This window comes from Bacillus sp. OxB-1 (genome assembly GCF_000829195.1).
Lineage (GTDB): Bacteria > Bacillota > Bacilli > Bacillales_A > Planococcaceae > Sporosarcina.
This window is the reverse complement of sequence record NZ_AP013294.1, coordinates 1,922,642-1,943,126: the sequence shown is the minus strand read 5'-3', so window position 1 is coordinate 1,943,126 and position 20,485 is coordinate 1,922,642. Positions and strand designations below refer to the sequence as shown.

General features: G+C 48.3%; 13 protein-coding genes. 4 read left to right on the top strand and 9 right to left on the bottom strand.

The window, feature by feature from the left end; translation table 11 throughout:
- Positions 1 to 114: 114 nt before the first annotated feature.
- Both OXB_RS09505 and OXB_RS17960 read right to left on the bottom strand, forming a co-directional pair.
- Positions 115 to 555 carry a MarR family winged helix-turn-helix transcriptional regulator gene (locus OXB_RS09505; RefSeq protein WP_041073734.1) on the bottom strand — a complete coding sequence of 147 codons (441 nt, stop codon included), beginning with the start codon at positions 553 to 555 and terminating at the stop codon, positions 115 to 117.
- A 100-nt stretch (positions 556 to 655) separates the two neighbouring features.
- Complete coding sequence (locus tag OXB_RS17960) at positions 656 to 2,083, bottom strand: PAS domain-containing sensor histidine kinase (RefSeq protein ID WP_052483967.1); 1,428 nt, start codon at positions 2,081 to 2,083, stop codon at positions 656 to 658.
- 190 nt (positions 2,084 to 2,273) lie between these two features.
- Here OXB_RS17960 and OXB_RS09495 point away from each other — a divergent pair, with 190 nt between their 5' ends.
- Positions 2,274 to 4,025 carry a B12-binding domain-containing radical SAM protein gene (locus OXB_RS09495; RefSeq protein WP_041073733.1) on the top strand — a complete coding sequence of 584 codons (1,752 nt, stop codon included), beginning with the start codon at positions 2,274 to 2,276 and terminating at the stop codon, positions 4,023 to 4,025.
- Between the two features lie 24 nt (positions 4,026 to 4,049).
- On the opposite strand, the gene OXB_RS09490 is transcribed toward OXB_RS09495, so the two are convergent.
- The 7 genes from OXB_RS09490 to OXB_RS09460 all read right to left on the bottom strand — a co-directional run bounded on the left by OXB_RS09490 (position 4,050) and on the right by OXB_RS09460 (position 16,530).
- A complete protein-coding gene (locus OXB_RS09490; protein WP_041073732.1) occupies positions 4,050 to 5,399 on the bottom strand; it encodes a TrkH family potassium uptake protein in 1,350 nt (449 codons plus the stop codon).
- A 210-nt stretch (positions 5,400 to 5,609) separates the two neighbouring features.
- Positions 5,610 to 6,365, bottom strand: coding sequence for a TerC family protein (locus OXB_RS09485; protein WP_041073731.1), 756 nt, complete (start codon positions 6,363 to 6,365; stop codon positions 5,610 to 5,612).
- 238 nt (positions 6,366 to 6,603) lie between these two features.
- Positions 6,604 to 7,692 carry an SDR family oxidoreductase gene (locus tag OXB_RS09480; protein ID WP_041073730.1) on the bottom strand — a complete coding sequence of 363 codons (1,089 nt, stop codon included), beginning with the start codon at positions 7,690 to 7,692 and terminating at the stop codon, positions 6,604 to 6,606.
- A gap of 407 nt (positions 7,693 to 8,099) precedes the next feature.
- Positions 8,100 to 11,177, bottom strand: coding sequence for an efflux RND transporter permease subunit (locus OXB_RS09475; RefSeq protein WP_041073729.1), 3,078 nt, complete (start codon positions 11,175 to 11,177; stop codon positions 8,100 to 8,102).
- 295 nt (positions 11,178 to 11,472) lie between these two features.
- Positions 11,473 to 13,047, bottom strand: coding sequence for a peptide chain release factor 3 (locus tag OXB_RS09470; RefSeq protein ID WP_041076583.1), 1,575 nt, complete (start codon positions 13,045 to 13,047; stop codon positions 11,473 to 11,475).
- A 526-nt stretch (positions 13,048 to 13,573) separates the two neighbouring features.
- Complete coding sequence (locus OXB_RS09465) at positions 13,574 to 15,058, bottom strand: UDP-N-acetylmuramoyl-L-alanyl-D-glutamate--2,6-diaminopimelate ligase (protein WP_041076581.1); 1,485 nt, start codon at positions 15,056 to 15,058, stop codon at positions 13,574 to 13,576.
- Positions 15,059 to 15,141: 83 nt separating this feature from the next.
- The gene (locus tag OXB_RS09460; RefSeq protein WP_041073728.1) at positions 15,142 to 16,530 is read right to left on the bottom strand and encodes an aldehyde dehydrogenase; all 1,389 of its coding nucleotides are present in this window, start codon (positions 16,528 to 16,530) and stop codon (positions 15,142 to 15,144) included.
- Between the two features lie 324 nt (positions 16,531 to 16,854).
- Between OXB_RS09460 and OXB_RS19050 the strand changes: the two genes are divergently transcribed.
- The 3 genes from OXB_RS19050 (at position 16,855) to OXB_RS09450 (ending at position 20,452) form a co-directional block, all read left to right on the top strand.
- A complete protein-coding gene (locus OXB_RS19050; protein ID WP_173426004.1) occupies positions 16,855 to 16,998 on the top strand; it encodes a hypothetical protein in 144 nt (47 codons plus the stop codon).
- Positions 16,999 to 17,180: 182 nt separating this feature from the next.
- The gene (locus OXB_RS09455; protein ID WP_041073727.1) at positions 17,181 to 18,779 is read left to right on the top strand and encodes a catalase; all 1,599 of its coding nucleotides are present in this window, start codon (positions 17,181 to 17,183) and stop codon (positions 18,777 to 18,779) included.
- Between the two features lie 200 nt (positions 18,780 to 18,979).
- Positions 18,980 to 20,452, top strand: a complete 1,473-nt coding sequence (locus tag OXB_RS09450) for an MDR family MFS transporter (protein WP_070098232.1) — start codon at positions 18,980 to 18,982, stop codon at positions 20,450 to 20,452.
- Positions 20,453 to 20,485 lie beyond the last annotated feature (33 nt).

Sequence of the window (20,485 nt, the reverse complement as noted above, 5' to 3'; positions counted from 1 at the left end):
GCTCCTACTCAACCCGGAGCATGACAGTCAATGCGCCCGATTCGAAAGCTTTCACGGACTTAGACTTTATCATTTGCTGAGCAACAAAAAAACGCCACCTAAAACTGTGGCGCGTCATGATAGATTTTTGACGGATAATCCTAGTTTCCGCAGTAATTGGATGGTTGTCTCCTGCTCTTCCGTCGTCAGTCCTGACATGATCGACCGGATGTTCTCCGCATGTTCGGGAAAGATCGATTCGATCAGCTCTACACCGTCCTTGGTGATGGACATGTAGGTGATCCGCTTATCCTCTTCGCAAAAGATGCGTTGCAACAAACCCTTTTTCTCCAGTTTATCCACCACATACGTCATCGATCCGCTACGCAATAATATTTTCTGGCCAATTTTTTGGATCGGCTGTCTGCCGCGATGATGCAATAATTCAAGAACCGCAAATTCCGTCGGGTTGAGTCCGTGCTTCTCAATCGTTTTATTCGCCTCTTCAGATATGACCTTACTGGATCTTGAGAGGACCACATAGAGCTTTAAGGCACGTTCAATTTCTGTATTCATTTTCGTACCACCTTTTTTCCGTTCAACGAGATTCGTTCCAATTATAACGGCTTGCTGCGCTCCATGTCAAAAAGCTTAGCGAAAAGATGGTATAATAGCTTCAAGAAACGACCTTCCGGGCATGCGAAACATCCACGGGTACCTTTTCATTCGCAGACGGAAAATGCAGGGAAATAGTAGTGCCGTTGCCGATTTCGCTTCGGACCGAAATTTCACCATCATGGTTTTCCATCGTTTTTAAAACGAACGGCAATCCAAGGCCGGTTCCACCCGTCTTCGATGATACAAAAGGCATGAACATTTGATTGATCTGTTTCAAGCTCATCCCTTTACCCGTGTCGGAAATCGTCAGGACAACCCGATCCTTTTCATCCAAGTCAATACTGACGGTCACGACCCCCCGCTTGGAAATCGCTTCAAACGCATTTTTCAACAAATTCAAGATGGCTTGTTTCAATTTAGCGGCATCTCCGACAATTTGCGTATCCGATAAGGAGGTCTCCTTTTGAATAATGGTGATCCCGTCCATAAGCGCTTTCGGTTGGACGATTTGAATCATGTCATTGACTAGGACTTCCAATGAAAAGGTCGTTTTTTTGGCGATGGCTGGTTTGGACAGCAGCAGCATCTCGCTCAAAATCGATTCCATCCTTTCAATCTCGCCATCGATGACCGATAAATATTTCAAGGAATCTTCAGGTGTCGCAATACGCAATAACTGGATGAACCCCTTTAATGATGTCATCGGATTGCGGATTTCATGTGCAATGCTGGCAGCCAGTTCGCCGACTGTCGATAGCGAGTCGAAATGCGCCAATCTCTCTTCCAGATGAACTAACTCGGTCTGGTCATAGATTCGTATTAAAAATTGTTCTGTATCCAAGTTATAAAAAGATGTAATATGATAATGGCGGACGTCACCTATTGACCGTTCGAACCGTTTCCACATTTCCGCACATCCATACGTTTTCACTTTTTGAAGATGAAGGCGAGTGGATTCGGATTGATCCGGAAATAAATGAAACAGGACATCGAGCGGCCTTCCGGTAAAATAAGCCCTTGGCAAATTGACGAATTCAAAGTTCCTGTCATTCACATTCAGGATGGTCCCATCTTTATCCGCAATGACCATGAAGCATTTGGTATTCCGGAAAGCATGCAAATAAGATTTTTCAGAAAGGTCGATTCCTTCAGGGATTTGAAGAATGATAATGGCTTGTTGTCGATCTGGAATGGGCATGAATTTCAATTTCGCCGATTTCTCAGCACCATATTTCAACTTTACATTTATGTCGGTTTCCAGAGGAGCTTTTTGGATTGCTTGGAAATCATATATATTATATTGTGGGTCGTTCGGATCGGCGAGGATACTCGGTAGCTTGCCATCCTCGATTTTGCCAAAATGTTCGCGAAACGCGTCATTGACGTATAAAAAACGTCCGTCAAAGTCGACAATCGCGCTTGGGTTGGGCGAATTGTCAATCAAGAAAGATAGATGTATCTCAACATTTTCCTGTTTATTTTTCAAGCGTATTCCTCCTAACCTATATAAAGAAAGTATGAAAAATGCCGTTGAATTATGCGGAAAAGTTAATTTTGCCCATTACCTCTCTAGTTCAAATTATTCCATATATTCAGTTTGATTCATATAGTTGATTTGGACTATATTTCACAATTCAAGTAAACTAGTTGTATATACATGGGAAAAGGAGCAAAAAATGAATATTGTTTTAACTACATTAAATGCTAAGTATATCCATACAAACTTGGCGATCCGCTATTTGAAATCCTATGCTGCACCCGAATTCGACCCGATACTCGCCGAATACACCATCAAAGATCCGGCCATGAGCATCGTATCTGATTTGTATCAAAAGCAACCGGATGTTGTCGGTTTCAGTTTATATATATGGAATATCGAAGAATCCATCCGTGTCATGCAGTTGCTAAAAAAGGTGAAACCTGACGTTCTTATCGTAGCAGGCGGACCTGAGGTGACCTACGATTATGATTACTGGCTCCAACGCGTTCCGGAAATCGATGCCATCGCAATCGGGGAGGGCGAGCGGACATTTAAACAGCTTTTGGAGGCTCATGCAGAAAATCGCAGCTTCTCGACCGTCCAAGGGTTGGCTTATCGGGATGGAGAGCAGTTGAAGTTTACAGCTCCCGGGCCGAAGCTCGATTTGCGCGAGCTGCCTTCTCCATTCCGGTTCAAGGAAGATATTCCGGATCTATCCAAAAGGGTCACTTATATCGAAACAAGCAGAGGTTGTCCTTTCTCCTGCCAATTCTGCCTGTCTTCAATTGAAGTCGGTGTACGCTATTTCAATCGGGAAGCCATTAAGGATGATATTCGATATTTGATGGCGAATGGCGCAAAGACAATCAAATTTGTCGATCGGACTTTTAATATCAGCAGAAGCTATGCGATGGAAATGTTCCAATTTTTGATTGACGAGCATCTGCCGGGTACGGTATTCCAATTCGAAATAACAGGCGATATCATGCGCCCAGAGGTGATCGATTTTCTGAACGACAACGCACCGGCCGGGTTATTCCGATTTGAAATCGGCGTCCAGTCGACAAACGATTTGACGAACGAGCTGGTCAAACGCCGTCAAAATTTCGAAAAGCTATCCCGTACCGTGACGATGGTGAAGCGTGGCGGGAAGATTGACCAGCATCTCGACTTGATCGCCGGGCTTCCGGAAGAGGATTATGATTCATTCCGACAAACGTTCAACGATGTCTTCGCCATGCGTCCCGAAGAGCTGCAGCTCGGCTTCTTAAAGCTATTGCGGGGAACAGGGCTCCGGATTCTATCGGAGCAATATGGATATAAATATGTGGACGTGGCCCCCTATGAAATCGTTTCAAATAATGTACTGTCTTTTGATGATATTTTACGCATTAAGCATACGGAAGATGTCCTTGAGAAATATTGGAATGATAACCGCACGCCAAGGACGATCGAATACTTGGTCACTTCGGTCTTTGAAACACCTTTCGATTTCTTTCAGCAGTTCGGCACCTATTGGGAAAATCGCGGTTGGTCCCGGATCGGCCATCAGCTTGCGGACCTATTCACCCGTCTCGATGATTTTCTTGCAAATGAAACAGAAGCCGACATGGACATTGTACGTAGTTTGATGAAACTTGATTACTTGGCGCACCATACATTCCAGCCGCGAAAAATCTGGTGGAAAAACGAGATGCAGGCGGAGGAGCTTACACGGATCGAATCCGACATCTTGGCGAATAAAACCCCGCTGGATATCCAGGAGCTCCAGTTCAAACTACATGAACGGAACATCCGGAAATCAACATTCATCACACCGATTCATGTGGATCCGAAAGAAGCCGAAACTGGCCGGGTCGAAAAGAAGGCGGGCCATCTCATCACTTTGTTCAAACACGGTGAAGCACCAGAATTCTTTTATACTGAAAAAGAAAAGCTGTCCCTATAATCCGGGGACAGCTTTTCTTTTGGTTCACCCAATAATTACACGTTCTTTCGGGTAATGATAGTGGATTGTTTTCGTTTTTCCGCCCAATGTGTAGAGGAAGGAAATCAGGCCCACCCTTCCGATGAACATCAGGATCATGATAATCATTTTACCGATCGGTGAAAGCTCGGATGTGATGCCGAGCGACATGCCGCATGTTCCGAAGGCTGACGTAATTTCGAACAGCAAAGTCACGGCCGGGATTCCCGGTTCCGTAATCAGCAGGATCAGGAGGGCGGCCATCACCATGGCGCCCGCCAGGAGGATGACTGCATAGGAACGGAACACATCGATCAGCTTGATCTGCCGATGGAATATATTGATCACTTGATTGCCCCGCGCGAAATTTATGATGAAGAGCAACGCGATGGCAAAGGTCGTCGTCCGGATTCCCCCGCCTACGGAACTCGGCGAAGCGCCGATGAACATCAAGGAACTGATGAAGATATCGGTCGCTTCGCTGAACTCCGTGATGTCATAGGTCGTCAATCCGGCCGACCGGGACGAGACCGAATGGAATAACGAAGCGAATACTTTTTCATGCCAAGCCAACCCCTTGAAGGAGTGGACCGATTCCAAAAGGAAAATCATAAGTGCCCCGAAAACTAAAAGGATTCCGAACGTCGTAGTCGTGATTTTCGTAAAAAGGGAAAATCTGAAATTCGGAACCTTGTTTGAAAAATAACTTTTCACTTCAATGAGTACAGGAAATCCGATTGCTCCGAGGATGATCAGCACCATGATCACCGTCTGGATGAAATAATCATTGAAGTACGGCAAAAGCGAAGCGTCGGTAATATCGAATCCCGCGTTGGTCGTTGCCGAAACGGCCAGGAACATGCCATGTAGCAACGCATCACTGAACGTTTCGAAGAACGGTCGGATGTAAATCGTCAACAGCAGCCCACCGATCATCTCGACCAAAAAGATGATCTTCACAATTTCACGAATCAGATGGACGACACCCGCCAAGCTGTACTGATTATGGTCAACCATGATCAATTGCCGTTCGCGCAAACCAATCCTTTTTTTGACAAGCAGCCAGAAAAACGTCCCAATCGACATGATGCCAATCCCGCCGAGTTGCAATACGAGCATCAACATACAGAGGCCGAAAACGGAATACGTGCCGGCGATGCTAATAGGCGTCAATCCGGTCACACTAACCGCACTGACCGCCGTAAAGAGGCTATCGAGAAAACTTACTTCCACGCCAGGAAGGTATACCCCCGGCAAATTCAATAAGAGGTACGAAAAGGCAATCGCTAAGAAGTAATAAAATACGATGATTTGAGCAGGGGTGAATCTTCTAAGATTTTCCCGTGAAAACTTCATGAATCTTCATCCCTTTCGATCAACAAACCTCAAGTATTGCGTTCAAATTTCTCAAGCTTGTTCGAAAACCTTCCTCCAAAGAGGCGATAACAAAGTTGCCGTCTCCCCATTTTAGTGAATAAACCGGAAAAAGAAAAGAATTCTTCCGCTTTTTTTACTTTCACATAAAAAACCGGCTACACCGAGAGCGATGTAACCGGCTGAAAACCGTTATGCCTGTTTGCGATGTTTCCGGACACCGATCAAATAACCATTCAACGCGATACCCGCCAAGACGATCCAGAATGTCGTTTTCCATAGAGTGGAGTGCGGAAAATCAGGATCGATGATGCCTAAGCCCGGATGTGCGAGCGTAAGGACAGCCAATTTCACACCAACCCATCCGACGATCAGGAATGCGGCTGTTTCCAATGCTGGGTATTTATCCAATATGACGATAAATTGACGTGCGGCGAACCGGATAAGCACTAAACCAACAATTCCACCGATCAACATGACGATGAACTGACCGCCGTTGATGCCCCCGATATGGAAATCCCCAAGTTCAGGCAAGGTCACAGCAAGTGCTACCGCCGCGAGCATGGAATCGAGGGCGAACGCGATATCCGCCAACTCCACTTTCAAAACGGTCATCCAAAAACCGGATTGACGACGCGGTTCTTTCGTATGATCCTCGGTATCCCCTTTTCGCTGATCTATAATATTCTTAATGGAAATGAATAGCAGGTAAGCGGCGCCCAGCGCTTGGATTTGCCAAATATTCACCAAAAATGTAATCATGAACAACGCTGCGAACCGGAACACGAACGCGCCGAGCAATCCGTAAAACAAAGCTTTCTTTTGCTGAGGCCGCGGTAAATGCTTCACCATGACCGCCATCACAACTGCATTGTCTGCTGCCAACAAACCTTCAAGGGCAATTAACACAAGCAATACCCATGCGTACTCGAGTAAAATCGCTTCCACATTGATTCCTCCAATTTTCTACATATAAAAAAGACCCCCACCTTAATAAAAGGCAAAGGTCTCGCTAAGTCGGAATATATAAATATCCAGCTATCATAACCGATGGCGTACGCCATGTATTGACGACTATGAAATAGGTTTCCCTATAGCTACTCCCCTTTGACATATTGTCAAAGTTATTAAGTTGTCGGGTTCTTTTGCTTTATTATACCACGCTAGCCGGAAAAGTAAACGTAGATTATCCTATTTTCACGTGGAGATCCTGGTTATGTTTATGTTCATTATAGAAGCTGGCCATTGTTGGAATCGATTGAATGAAATCGGCGCACCGGATGCCGCTCCCTTCTAGCAGCCGATCGGCAATACTCGTGTCAAATGTGGCATTCCACGTTAAATAATCCAGCGTCTGCGCTTCCACACCGAGCTTCCGTTGTAGGCGTACGGAGTATAGGCCTTTTTCGGCGAGTTGCCGCGGTAACCTGCCTCTCGGACGTTTCCCCGTCAATTCGATCACCATCGCCCGATATACCTCCTCGACCGGATGAGGGGATGGATCGGTCAGATGGACAGTCATGCCGGCCGCATCCCCTAGGCTGGACAGGTAGATCGAGGCATCGACGATATAATCGATCGGCACGACATTGATCCGCGACTCTGTCCTTCCGACATACGGGATGGCCGGCAGCCACCGCAGCCGATCGATCAGGTTCATGAAAAAATACGGACCGTCGAATTTGATCGTCTCCCCGGTCCGGGAATGCCCGCGGACAATGCCCGGCCGAATGATTGTGACGGGGACCGATGGCTTCAAAGCCTCGACTAGTACTTCCGCTTCATACTTTGTTTCTTCATAAAGATTTTTAAAGGCTGTGGGGCGGATCAGCTCCGTTTCCAATAATAGGCCTTCCCGTTTTCCCGCTACATAGGCTGTACTGAAGTACAAATAACGGATAATGGACGGATGACCGGCGACGAAACGGTTCACTTGCCTTGTCCCTTCCACATTAACACGCCAGGCGCTTTCCGCATCCACAGCCAAATCATAAATAGCTGCCAAATGCCAGACGACAAGCGGTTGATCCCGAAGGCTGCCCAGTGCAGTCGAATCCAGCCCCAGGTCGGTCTGTGTGATATCCCCGGCGAACAAGTCAAACGGGATTTCAACTTCCAACTCTTCCATTATGCCATCAATCCGCTCCTCTGCCCGTCCAATCTGCTCCGGTTGGACAATCGCATAAATCCTATCGACGTCCCGTTGGCGAATCAACCCCTTGATCAACTGCGTCGCAATGAAACCGGGAAACCCCGTAAACAAATGAGTCCGCATGCCACCGCCCCCTTTTCCCAGAGTATACCATTTTACTTATATTGCCGGAAGATTAATCAATGTGCATAGCAATTATATGTAGGACAAGCGGGTTTCATGAAAAAGGGACAGCAGGAGCATTAGTTTACCAGGAATGGTTTTCATTAAAAACAGGCGTGGAAATTCCTGTTTTTCCACGCCTGCTAAAGATATTGTCCAGTTGAACCGGGCCGCGGAACGACCATGCCTCACCTAGCAACATTTCCGTTGCACTTCGAAAAGTTCACTCACGACCTCACAACGTTTTCTTAGTACCTCAAAACACTGCGCCGACTTCACAACGTTTCCATCAAACCGCGAAACATCCACGCCCTACCTCGAAACAAACCCGTTGCACTTCGAAACGTTCACTCACGACCTCAGAACGTTCACCTTTCCGAATCATTCAACTGGGCCTGTCTACGTGTTTGCCTATCAAACAAACTATAGATGATCGGCACGATATACAAGGTCAGGAAGGTGGAGCTGACGAGTCCTCCGATGACGGCAATCCCCATCGGTTGGTTCATCTCCGTCCCCTCTCCGAGACCGAGTGCAAGCGGCAACAGGCCGAGGATGGTCGTCAATGCCGTCATCAAAATCGGGCGGACCCGGTCTCGGACGGAGGCGATGATGGCATCGAACGAATGGAGCCCCGCTTCTTTTCGTTGATTGATGTAATCGACGAGCACGATTCCATTGTTCACGACGATTCCGACGAGGACTAGAATCCCGATGATCGCCGTGACACTGATCGGCGTGCTCGTCACGAACAGGCCGATTGAAACGCCGATGATCATAAGCGGAACCGAGAACATGATGACGAACGGGTATTTAAATGATTCAAACTGGGCCGCCATGACGATATAGACCAGAACGACCGCTAGGACAATCGCCAGCAACATGTCATCGATTGCACTTTCAAACAGTTCCCGATCTCCACTGAACGTCATATCGATTTCATCCGGAAATTCCAATGCATCAACCTTTTCCTGCACTTGCTTTGTCATCCCACCGAGCGTCTGCGACGATTCATATTTCACATTGAACGTCACCGAATGGGCTTGGTCCACGCGCCGGATCGCCACGGGACCTTCATCGACTCTGACTTTGGCAACATCCTCCAAGGCAATGAATGTTCCAGCTGGCGTCCAAAGCTTAAGGTCCTTCAACTTCTCGATACTATTGCGGAAACTCTCTTCGTAGAGCACGTTCACGGAATGGACCGCCTCATGTTTTCCAATAATTTGCGTCGCAAATGCCCCACGTGTCACATGATTGACCGTCTGCGCAATCTGATAAGGCGTCAATCCGTTTTCAGCGGCCTTCCTCCGGTTCACCTCAATCCGGATTTCTTCCATCGTATCTTGCAAGTCATTTGACACTTCCAGCACGCCGTTCATCGACGTCAGTTCAGCATGTAATTGTTGAACAGCCTCGTCCAATCGTTCTTCATTCGTATCACTCAATGAGAATGACAATGTATTCGGCGTGGACCCGGATGCCGTCTGAAGATTGAAACTGACTTCCGCCTCATCGCCGATCTTTTCCAACACATCCGGTTGCACTGCATCGACAAACTCGAAGACGGAACGCTCCCGGTCATTCAACGGGACAAGCTTTACATACAGCTCGGCTACATTCGATTCCGAGCTGCCTTGCGCCAGATTCTGCTGGGTCCCACCAACCAAGCTGACGTACACTTCCACATCATCCTGCTGTTTCAATTCAGCCTCGATTTGTTCCACAATATCATTCGTTGCGGAAACCGACGACCCATTCGGCAACTTCACCGAGATGCTGACGAACCCTTCATCCGTCGGCGGGAGAAATTCGGTTCCCACCCTTGTCAGACTGAAAGCACTCGCCGCGAGGAGCACCGTCGTGGCAATCAACATAAGTGCCCGGTTCTTCAAAGCCCATCTGACCGATCTCTCGAAGTTGTTCAGCGATTTCGAACGGCGGCGGCGGGCTTCTAAATTCCTTTTCGGCTTCTTCAGCATGCGGCTGGCCATCATCGGTACAACGGTCAGTGCCACAACGAGGGAGGCGAACAGACTAAACGAGATGGTCAACGCAAATTCGGTGAAAATCTGACCAATCAGGCCGCTGATGAAAATAACCGGTACGAACACGGCGAGGGTCGTCAAGGTGGAAGCCGTGATGGCACCGCCGATTTCCTTTGTCCCTTCCCGTGCCGCCTGTTTCGGCCCTTTCCCCATCGCCAAATGCCTTTCGATATTTTCAATGACGACAATCGCATTGTCGACGAGCATTCCGATTCCGAGCGCGAGTGCCCCCAACGTCATGATGTTCAAGGAAAAGTCCGCAAAAAACATCAAAACGAAGGTGACGATCACCGAATACGGGATGGCAATGCCGATGATGATCGGGCTCTTAATGCCCCGCAGGAAGAAAAACAGGACAAGCATGGCAAAAAGGCCGCCGAGCAGCAACGATTGGCCGATATTCCCAATGGCCAACTTAACGTAGTCCCCTTGGTCGAATAAAATATCCGCTTCGATCTCTTTGTATTCATCCGAACCAAGAAGGTGATCCAACTCCTGTTTAAATGCCGTGGATACATCCGCTGTATTCGTCCCCGACTCCTGCAACACGGACATCAGAACAGCCGGGTCTTCATTGGCGCGCGTTTCCGTTGTCGATTGCGCCTCGACCAACGCCACGTCAGATGCGACATCTCCCACGGTGATCGACTCACCGGTCAATGGATTCAAGCCGACTGCGACATTCCGGATATCGGTGATCGATGTCAACGCACTGATGATCCGTGTCGTCAATTGCTGGCCCTCCGACGTTTCAATCGGCTCGCCCGGCATCGACACATGGTTAGCTTGAATCGCCTGCACGATATCCGATTGGACCAACCCATTGGCCTCCAGCTTTTCGGGATTCAGGATGATTTGAACTTCCTCGACGAGCGCCCCGGATACGGTGACGCTGGCGACTCCTTCTGTCCGTCGCAACTCGGTCTCGAGCTGCTCCGCGAGCTTGCGGATATCGGCCTCATCACTCGTCGTCCTCAAGGAAAGCTGGATGACCGGGAACTGCGCCGGGTCGAACTTCATAAAGCGCGGCTTCTGGGATCCGTCCGGAACAGGCACTTGGTCGATCCGCTGCATGACATCCATCTGGACATCATCAATGGCTGTAGACCAATCAAACATCAGCAAGATGAAATTGGCGCCTTCTTGGGACGACGACTGAATCGTCTTCAAGCCGGGCGTCGTCGACAAACTCGTCTCCAACGGCTTGGTCAGCTTTTCATTCACCTCAATCGGAGAGGCCCCTGGATAACTTGTCACCACAACCGCAATCGGCGGGTTCAAATCAGGGATCAGCGTCACAGGGATACGAAAAAGAGATACGGCTCCGAGTATAACGACGAGAAACATAGTAACCATCGTAAAAATCGGCCGTTTAATTGAAAAGTCACTGATCTTCATCTATCCACTACCCTCTCATCGAAAAAACGTTATCTTCATCATATGCAATGTACAACACGACTTCAATTCGGAACATCCCATTACGAGGAATTGGGTGATTTGACACATTTGGGGGAACGGTAAGATGGAGAGCGGTTTCGAGGCATGATATTTTGTTTTGAAGTTTTGAAGGCCCATCAAAACGTGGAGGAAGTTCGTGAGCTAACGCTTAACATTTGGAGTTGACTGCTAACGTATGAAGCGCAGTCAAAATAAAAACCTGACAAGAAAGTCTCCTCTCTCATCAGGCATTCCATTACAACAGACTATATAACCGGATGTCCGGGTATTTGTCATGGAACCAGCGCATCGCGAAGTCATTTTCGAAGAGGAACACCAGATTATCGTAACGGTCTTTCACGAGCATCGCCCGTTGACCCGTCATCGACTCCTTGACATCCCCTTCATTTTCAATCCAACGGGCAACTTTTGAACCGATATGTTCCATCCGGACTTCCACGTTGTACTCGTTTTTCATCCGATGCTCGAACACTTCGAATTGCAGCTGACCGACCGCTCCGAGCAAGACTTCCTCGGTATGAAGTGTACGATAATATTGAATGGCCCCTTCTTGCACAAGCTGCAAAATCCCTTTATGGAAATGCTTCGATTTCATAACGTTCTTCGCAGTCACCCGAACGAACAATTCAGGGGTGAATTGCGGCAGTGCATCGAATTGGAAAGAGGACTTCCCGCCGATCACCGTGTCGCCGATCTGGTAATTCCCCGTGTCATGCAGTCCGATAATATCGCCCGCCACCGCTTCGTTGACCGTTTCGCGGTCATCCGCGAGGAACTGCGTCGTCTGCGTCAACTTGAACGTCTTCGAAATCCTAGGGACCGTCACGGTCATTCCACGCTCGAATGCCCCCGACACAATACGCACGAACGCAATCCGGTCCCGGTGTGCCGGGTTCATATTCGCCTGGATTTTAAAAATGAAACCGGAAAACTCCTCTGAAAAGGGATCAACCTCTTGTTCTTCCTTCGTCAGACGAGGTTGTGGCTCTGGAGCGAATTGAAGGAACGTTTCCAAAAAGGTCTGGACCCCGAAGTTTGTCAACGCACTTCCGAAGAACACCGGCGTCAATTCCCCCTTGGCTACCCGTTCCTCGTCGAACTGATTGCCCGCTTCGTTGAGTAGCATTACATCTTCCAAAGCCTGTTGATAATAGGAAGTCTCCTCCATCGGATGCGGTTCGGCAAGGCTGCCGTCTTCATCCAAAGCGAGAAAATGCTTATCGCCATCGACTCGCGCCTGCTCAATCCGATGATTGAACCGATCGTAGATGCCCAGGAATTCCTTCCCCATCCCGATCGGCCAATTCATCGCATACGATTCGATGCCGAGCACTTCTTCAAGCTCTTCCATCAAATCAAGCGGCTCTTTCCCCTGACGGTCCATTTTATTCATAAATGTGAAAATCGGAATGCCCCGCATACGACAGACTTTGAACAATTTGATCGTCTGCGGCTCGATCCCTTTCCCCGAATCGACCATCATGACAGCCGCATCGACCGCCATCAACGTACGGTACGTATCCTCACTGAAATCTTCGTGGCCCGGGGTGTCCAAGATATTTACCCGTTTCCCGTCATAATCGAACTGCATGACCGAGGACGTCACCGAAATTCCCCGCTGTTTCTCAATTTCCATCCAGTCCGATGTCGCATACTTTCCGGTCTTCTTCCCTTTGACGGTCCCGGCATCCCGGATGGCGCCGCCGAAAAAGAGCAACTTCTCCGTCATCGTCGTTTTCCCCGCATCCGGGTGGGAGATGATCGCAAAAGTCCGGCGTGATGCAATTTCTTCTTGTATCGGTTTATCCATAAATGTAATCTCCTTCTGTTCTGCTTTTCTTAGCATAGACAGATTGAAAGCCGATTTCAACATTTTTTTATCTAGAATGAAAGGCACAAGCCAATTGAGCGGGACGACTTCGGGGAATTGTAAGGGCAATTCACGGAACTGACAGGGCTCCATTCGAAACTGTTAGGGCCCGAGCGAACTCTCATGGACTGCAAGGGCCGTGTAAAACAACAGCACGAAGGATCTATAACCTCTCTCCGACCCTTGAAACACTTCATCAAAGTTCACGGCATTTCCCTTATGCCTCGAAATGTTTCTATCCAAGAGCACAACATTTCCCACAAACCTCGAAACGATTACCTCCGGGTGCACAACACTTCCCTAAAACTTCAAAACGCTCTGCCCCAAAGTCACAACATTCCCCCCCAAACCTCGAAACGCCTCTGCACCAAGTCCTCAACACTTCACCCAAACCTCGAAACACCCCTGCCCCACTTCCGAAACACCCCAACCCCAAAAGGCCGTCCCCACAAGGACAGCCCTTCATTCATTTCTTCATTTGCCCCGCTCCGAACTTCTGCTCAGCGGCTTCCAATGCGATTGCGGCGTCCGAATGCGGATGTTTTACGTTGCCGATGATTTGGAAATCTTCATGGCCTTTGCCGGCGAAGATGATGATATCGTCTTCTTCTGCGACAGATACCGCATGGCGGACGGCTTCTGCCCGGTCGCCGATGCAGGCGTATTGGTCATGGGTCATGCCAGCTTCCAATTCGGAGAGAATTGATTCGTACGGCTCGTCCCGCGGATCATCGGTTGTCAGAATAACATAATCGGCAACGGATGCCTTTTCTGCCATGACGGGCCGCTTTTTCCGGTCCCGGTTTCCGCCTGTCCCGATGACGAATATCAATTTATTCTTTTTATACGGCAGCACGGCATGGATCGCCTTCTCGATGGCATCGGGTGAATGGGCATAGTCGATGTAGATCGTCAACGGAAGGGAAGTTTCCACTTTCTCCATCCGGCCTTTGACGGAAGAGATCTTCTCCAAATGCCCGATGATGTCCTCCGTCCCCATGCCTTTTGCAAATAAAGCGGCGATTGCTGCCAACGCATTGTAGACACTGAACTCCCCGATCAATTTCATATCAACTTCGAATTCGCCTTCAGGGGAAGCGAGTCGGAACGTCGTGCGATCCGCAGCCAATACAATGTCCGAAGCGCGGAATATCGCATCATTCCGGATTCCGTAAGTCAAAGCTGGAAACGGCGTCATCTTGCCCATCCGCTCGCTCCACTCGTCGTCTGCGTTCAGCACGGCAAACTTACGCTTCTCCAAGTCCTGTCCCAGCTGGGCGAATAAAAGACCTTTCGCATACCCGTAATCCTCCATCGTCCCATGAAAGTCAAGGTGATCATGCGTCAAATTCGTAAAAATGGCGATGTCGAATTCCGTACCAGCCAAACGGCCTTCCACGAGTCCGTGCGACGATACTTCCATCGCCATCGTCGAACAACCTTCCTGCACAGCGCGGGCAATCATCCCTTGCGTCGTCAGGACATCATTCGTCGTATTCTCGGTTTCATATAAAATGCCGTCCAAATTAAACCCGATAGTCCCTGAAACAGCCGAACGCTCTCCGCTCTCCTGTAAAATGGCGTGGATGATATTGCTGACGCTTGTCTTTCCGTTTGTCCCGGTGACGCCGATCATCGTCATTTTCCGCGAAGGATAACTATAGAAACGGGAGGCCAGCAAACCGACTGCCCGCGACGTATCATCAACAAGCACGACCGCCACTTTTTCCGGATCTACGTCGACTGGCTTCGAAGCGACGATGACGCGAGCCCCATTGTCAACAGCCTTGCCGACAAAATCATGGCCATCCACTGTAAAGCCCTCGATGCAGACGAACACGCCCCCTGCATTTACCGCTCGCGAATCGACAGCCATATCGGTCACCGTCGCCGGCAGCTCCCCGACAATTTCCTTGTTCGGCAATATTGCAAATAATTTTTCGGTATCCATACTTTTCTTCCTTTCATTCTCTTCCATCCGTTCATTATACTTTTTTTTCGTCCCGATTACACTAAAGGAGAAAAAACCGCCTCTCATCGAAGAAGCGGTTTGATCCATTTCAATTTATCCTTATACGGCGGGAAAGCGATGCGCATCGGGATGGCGGTGCTTCGTTTCAGCAACGATTTCGCATGGGTGAACGTCTCGAAGCTTGTTTTGCCATGATACGCATTCATGCCGGACGGACCGACTCCGCCAAATGGCAGATGGATATTGCCGACGTGTGAAATTGTATCGTTGATGCACCCGCCGCCAAAAGGGACGTTTTCGATAAAGTACTCCGCCGCCTGTTTGTTTTCCGTAAACATATAAGCCGCAAGTGGTTTCGGCAAGAGTCGGATATGATGAATGGCTTCAGCCAAATTATCATATAGTAGGATTGGAAGGATTGGACCGAAAATCTCTTCTTCCATCGCTGGACCGTCCCATGCGACATTACAAAGCAGCGTCGGTTCCATATACAGGTCATCCCTGCGACTGCTTCCACCATAAAAAAGATGCTCCCGTTCCCTTTGGATGATCCTCGCCAACCGGTCAAACTGCTTTTGATTGACAATCCGGCCATAATCCGGGCTTACAGACGCATCCTTTCCATAGAATCGGTGCAATACTTGGACCATCTCCGAAACAAACTGCTCATGGACGGAATGATGTACGAGAACATAGTCCGGCGCGATGCAAGTTTGCCCGTTATTGATGAATTTCCCCCAAATAATCCGTTCAGCCGCTTTTGCCAAATCGGCCGTCTGATCTACAAGTGCCGGGCTTTTGCCGCCGAGTTCCAATGTGATCGGCGTCAGCCGCTCTGCCGCAGCCTTCATGACAATTTTTCCGACCTCCGCACTGCCTGTGAAGAATATATAATCGAATGACGCCTGAATAAGCGTCGCTGTTTCTTCCCGTTCTCCTTCGATGACGCAAATGTATTCGGTTGGGAATGTCTCTGAGATGACCTTTTTCACAATGGCCGCTGTGTGGACCGCTGTTTCCGATGGTTTGACCACCGCACAATTCCCACCTGCTATCGCGCCGATCAATGGTTCCATAACGAGCTGGAATGGATAATTAAAAGGTCCGATGACCAAAACCGATCCATACGGTTCCCGGATGATCCAACTGGAAGCCGGCTGCAGATGGATCGGGGTCTTCACGGCTTCGGTCTGCAACCACTCGTCCAAATGATCCAGCATATACGAAATGCTGGAGAGGACGAACCCGATTTCCGTGACGTACGCTTCAAAATCACTTTTTCCAAGATCATGATGAAGAGCTTCATAAATGGCTTGTTCATTCGACTCGATCGCTTGTTTCAATTGTCGTAACATTTTTTTACGGAAAGCGGCACTTCGCGTTCTGCCTGTAAAATAATAAGCCCGCTGATGGGCAATCAGCCTTTCCGCCTGATCCGCTGTGAAAATCATGAGATTCCCTCCGTTCCTTGGTATTTCCATTGTATGTCTCTTTTTATTTTTCTGCAAAGCCCGAAATTTGTCCCGCGCAGAATCGTAAGCGCTTACAGCCATCTTTGAAAGTCAATATTTCCAAAGAACTGTCTTTTTCGACAAATTTTCCGACCAAGTACGCAGTTTCGGACCTGCCCCAACTCCATATACTATGACTGACAACCGACTCCTATAACCGTGTTACATAATTAGGCCTTCCGATTCTATTTCGATGATTGACGTTTCGCTTTTCCAAAGTCAGGGGTAAATAAAGGACAACACCAATCAGAGGAGGAAATGGTTATGACGACAACAGAAACTTGGTGGGAAACAATTTTTGAAGGAAACCTTGCGTTAGGAATCAATAAAGAGCGACTTGCTGAACTCGACGAAGAAACTTTCCTCTATTTCGATGATGAACACCAAGCGCTAGAACAGACTCAGTAATTATACTTTACTCACAACGAAAACAATCATACGAAGTAAAAAAACGGCTTTTCCAATCCCTTCATTGGAAAAGCCGTTTTTCAGACATACTTCCATTACTTGTCATGGTTTAATCAATCTACAATCGTGAAAGGCTTACCATATCCCCAGCATAGGAATTCACATTTTAGGAGGATGCGACAATGAATAAAGATCAAAACAAAAATCAGACAACAAACGAGGAAAACGAGATGACGTTGACCAATCGGCAAGGACATCCGATCACGAATAACCAAAACTTACGGACTGTCGGCAACCGAGGTCCTGCCACATTGGAGAACTACGATTTCATCGAAAAACTAAGTCATTTTGACAGAGAGCGGATTCCCGAACGTGTCGTGCACGGTAGAGGTGCAGGAGCCCACGGTTATTTTGAGGCGTATGGATCAGTCGGAGATGAACCGGTTTCGAAATATACAAGAGCTTCATTGTTTCAAGAAAAAGGGAAACAGACTCCTGTATTTGTCCGCTTTTCAACCGTTATCCACGGTGGGCATTCTCCTGAAACCCTTCGGGATCCCCGAGGGTTTGCGGTCAAGTTTTATACGGATGACGGAAACTGGGATTTGGTCGGCAACAACCTAAAGATTTTTTTCATCCGCGATGCAATCAAATTCCCTGATATGATTCATGCTTTCAAGCCCGACCCAATTACGAATATCCAAGACAGTGAACGCTTTTTCGATTTCTGCGCCAGTTCACCGGAATCCTTCCATATGGTAACGTTCATCTATTCACCTTGGGGAATTCCAGCCAACTATCGACAAATGCAAGGATCCGGCGTCAATACGTATAAATGGATTAACAGTGAAGGCGAAGCGGTTCTCATTAAATACCATTGGGAGCCGAAGCAAGGGATTAAAAACTTGACGCAAAAACAAGCGGAGGAAATCCAAGCGAAAAACTTCAATCACGCCACGCAGGATCTATACGATGCAATTGAGCGCGGGGATTACCCGGAATGGGAACTTTTCGTTCAAATCATGAGTGATGACGAGCATCCTGAACTGGATTTCGATCCGCTTGATGATACGAAACTTTGGCCGAATGACCAATTCCCATGGCTGCCTGTCGGAAAGCTCATATTAAATAGAAATCCCGAAGACTATTTCAGCGAAGTCGAACAATCTGCATTCGGGACAGGTGTTCTGATCGATGGTCTCGATTTCTCGGATGATAAAATGTTGCAAGGACGGACCTTTTCTTATTCCGATACACAACGCCATCGGATTGGCGCCAATTATCTTCAGCTGCCGATCAATGCCCCGAAAAAGAGAGTAGCGACCAATCAGAGCGGTGGGCAAATGCAGTATAAAGTGGATCGGGCACCTGGACAAAATCCACATATCAATTATGAACCGTCCATTCTCGGAGGACTGCAAGAAGCGAAACAAGACGGAAAAGAGCACACTCCTCGCATAGAGGGAAACCTCGTCCGAGAATCCATCGATCGCAACGACAACACAAAACAGGCCGGCGAAACATACCGTGCTTTTGAAGATTGGGAAAAGGATGAACTGATCAACAATCTGGTGAATGACCTGTCTACATGCGATCCGCGCATCCAAAAGAAAATGATCGCTCTCGCTGAGGAAGCCGATGAAGAATACGGCCGACGTCTCAGAGAAGGACTGCAAAAAGCAGATGCCGATGGATCCAGTCAACATCCACTTGGAAATAAAGACGGCGAACAAGCGCCGAAGAAAGCGGAAGACATAAGCCGCGAGACCGATTCGTATTAAGTACCAGGGGAAACAGGTGAGGAGAAGTTCTTTTCTTCGCCTGTTTTTACGTTTCTCCATTGTACTCAACTTTTTTTCAATGACATCTTCTTCCGGATGCAATAGTATCGTATAATGGCTGTTGGAGTGCCTTTTTCGTTCCTCACGCAAAAGGCCCTTCTTTTTTGGACCAAAATTACATATCCGGAAAGGATTTTCTTATGAAAGAAACTACACAACCAACGAAATACGAATACTTGGCCGACGATCCGAATGTCAAAGTCATACCGATCATGTTGTCTTTGATCATCGGCGCTTTCTTTGCAATATTGAATGAAACCTTGCTGAACATCGCACTTACGACACTCATGCACGAATTCGATATCACGTTGCCCACAGTTCAATGGATGGCGACAGGATTCATGTTAGTGATGGGAATTGTAATCCCGGTTTCCGCCCTGTTATTGCAATGGTACACAACACGCCAATTGTTCCTGGGAACGATGATCGTATTTACAATCGGAACAACAATCAGTGCCATGGCCCCCACTTTTGCCATCCTATTAGTCGGACGTCTCGTCCAGGCGGTCGGGACGGGGTTGCTGATGCCGATCATCTTTAATGTGTTCCTGTTGATTTATCCGCCGCACCGACGCGGGAAAGTTATGGGGCTTATCGGATTGGTCATCATGTTCGCCCCGGCAATCGGGCCTACCTTATCCGGAGTCATTGTCGAATATCTCGGTTGGCGCTTTTTATTCATCACCGTCATTCCATTCGCTTTATTCTCCATTGTGTTTGCATCCAAATATTTGATCAACGTATCGGAAGTGACCCGACCGAAGATTGACGTTCTATCCATCGTATTTTCCACAATCGGATTCGGGGGAACGATCTACGGTTTCAGTGCCGTCGGCGAAAGCGAAGCCGGTTTCTTCAGTCCGACTGTCATCGTTTCCATTCTAGCGGGATTGACGGGAATTGCTTTATTCGCCATCCGTCAACTCAAGCTGAAAGAGCCGGTCATGGATTTACGGGTGTTCAAATATCCAATGTACACCCATTCGGTCATCATGTTTTTAATCATCATCATGGCGATGTTCGCATCCGAAATCATTCTGCCGATCTATATGCAAGGTCCCTTGGCATTGTCGGCGGCGACGGCAGGATTGGTCTTATTGCCAGGCAGTTTGTTGAACGGCGTGATGTCGCCATTCATGGGTGCTCTGTTCGATAAATTCGGACCGAGATTGCTGATGATCCCCGCGACCATCGTGCTGAGCGGGACGATGTTTATGATGAGCCGATTGGATCTCGATACTCCGCTTTGGGTCGTAGTTGTCGGATATATCCTGCTGATGCTGTCCATCTCAGCGATCATGATGCCGGCCGAAACGAACGGATTGAACCAGTTGCCTAAGCAGCTCTATCCGCATGGCACCGCAGTGATGACTACCTTGCAGCCTGTTGCCGGAGCCATCGGGGTGTCCGTCTTCATCGGCATCATGAATGCCCGACAGCTCCATTTCCTGAAAGATGTATCAAACCCGCTTGACCCTGCGGCAATCCAGCAGGCGATGGTGGCGGGCGTGGAACTTGTCTACTTCATTGCCTTCGCCATGTCCCTTGTGGCCATCCTATTGGCATTCACCGTGTACCGCGCAGTGCCGGAAGAGGCCCCAAAAGACGTATGATCGATAGCAGTCCAAAATGGACGATGCTTTCCG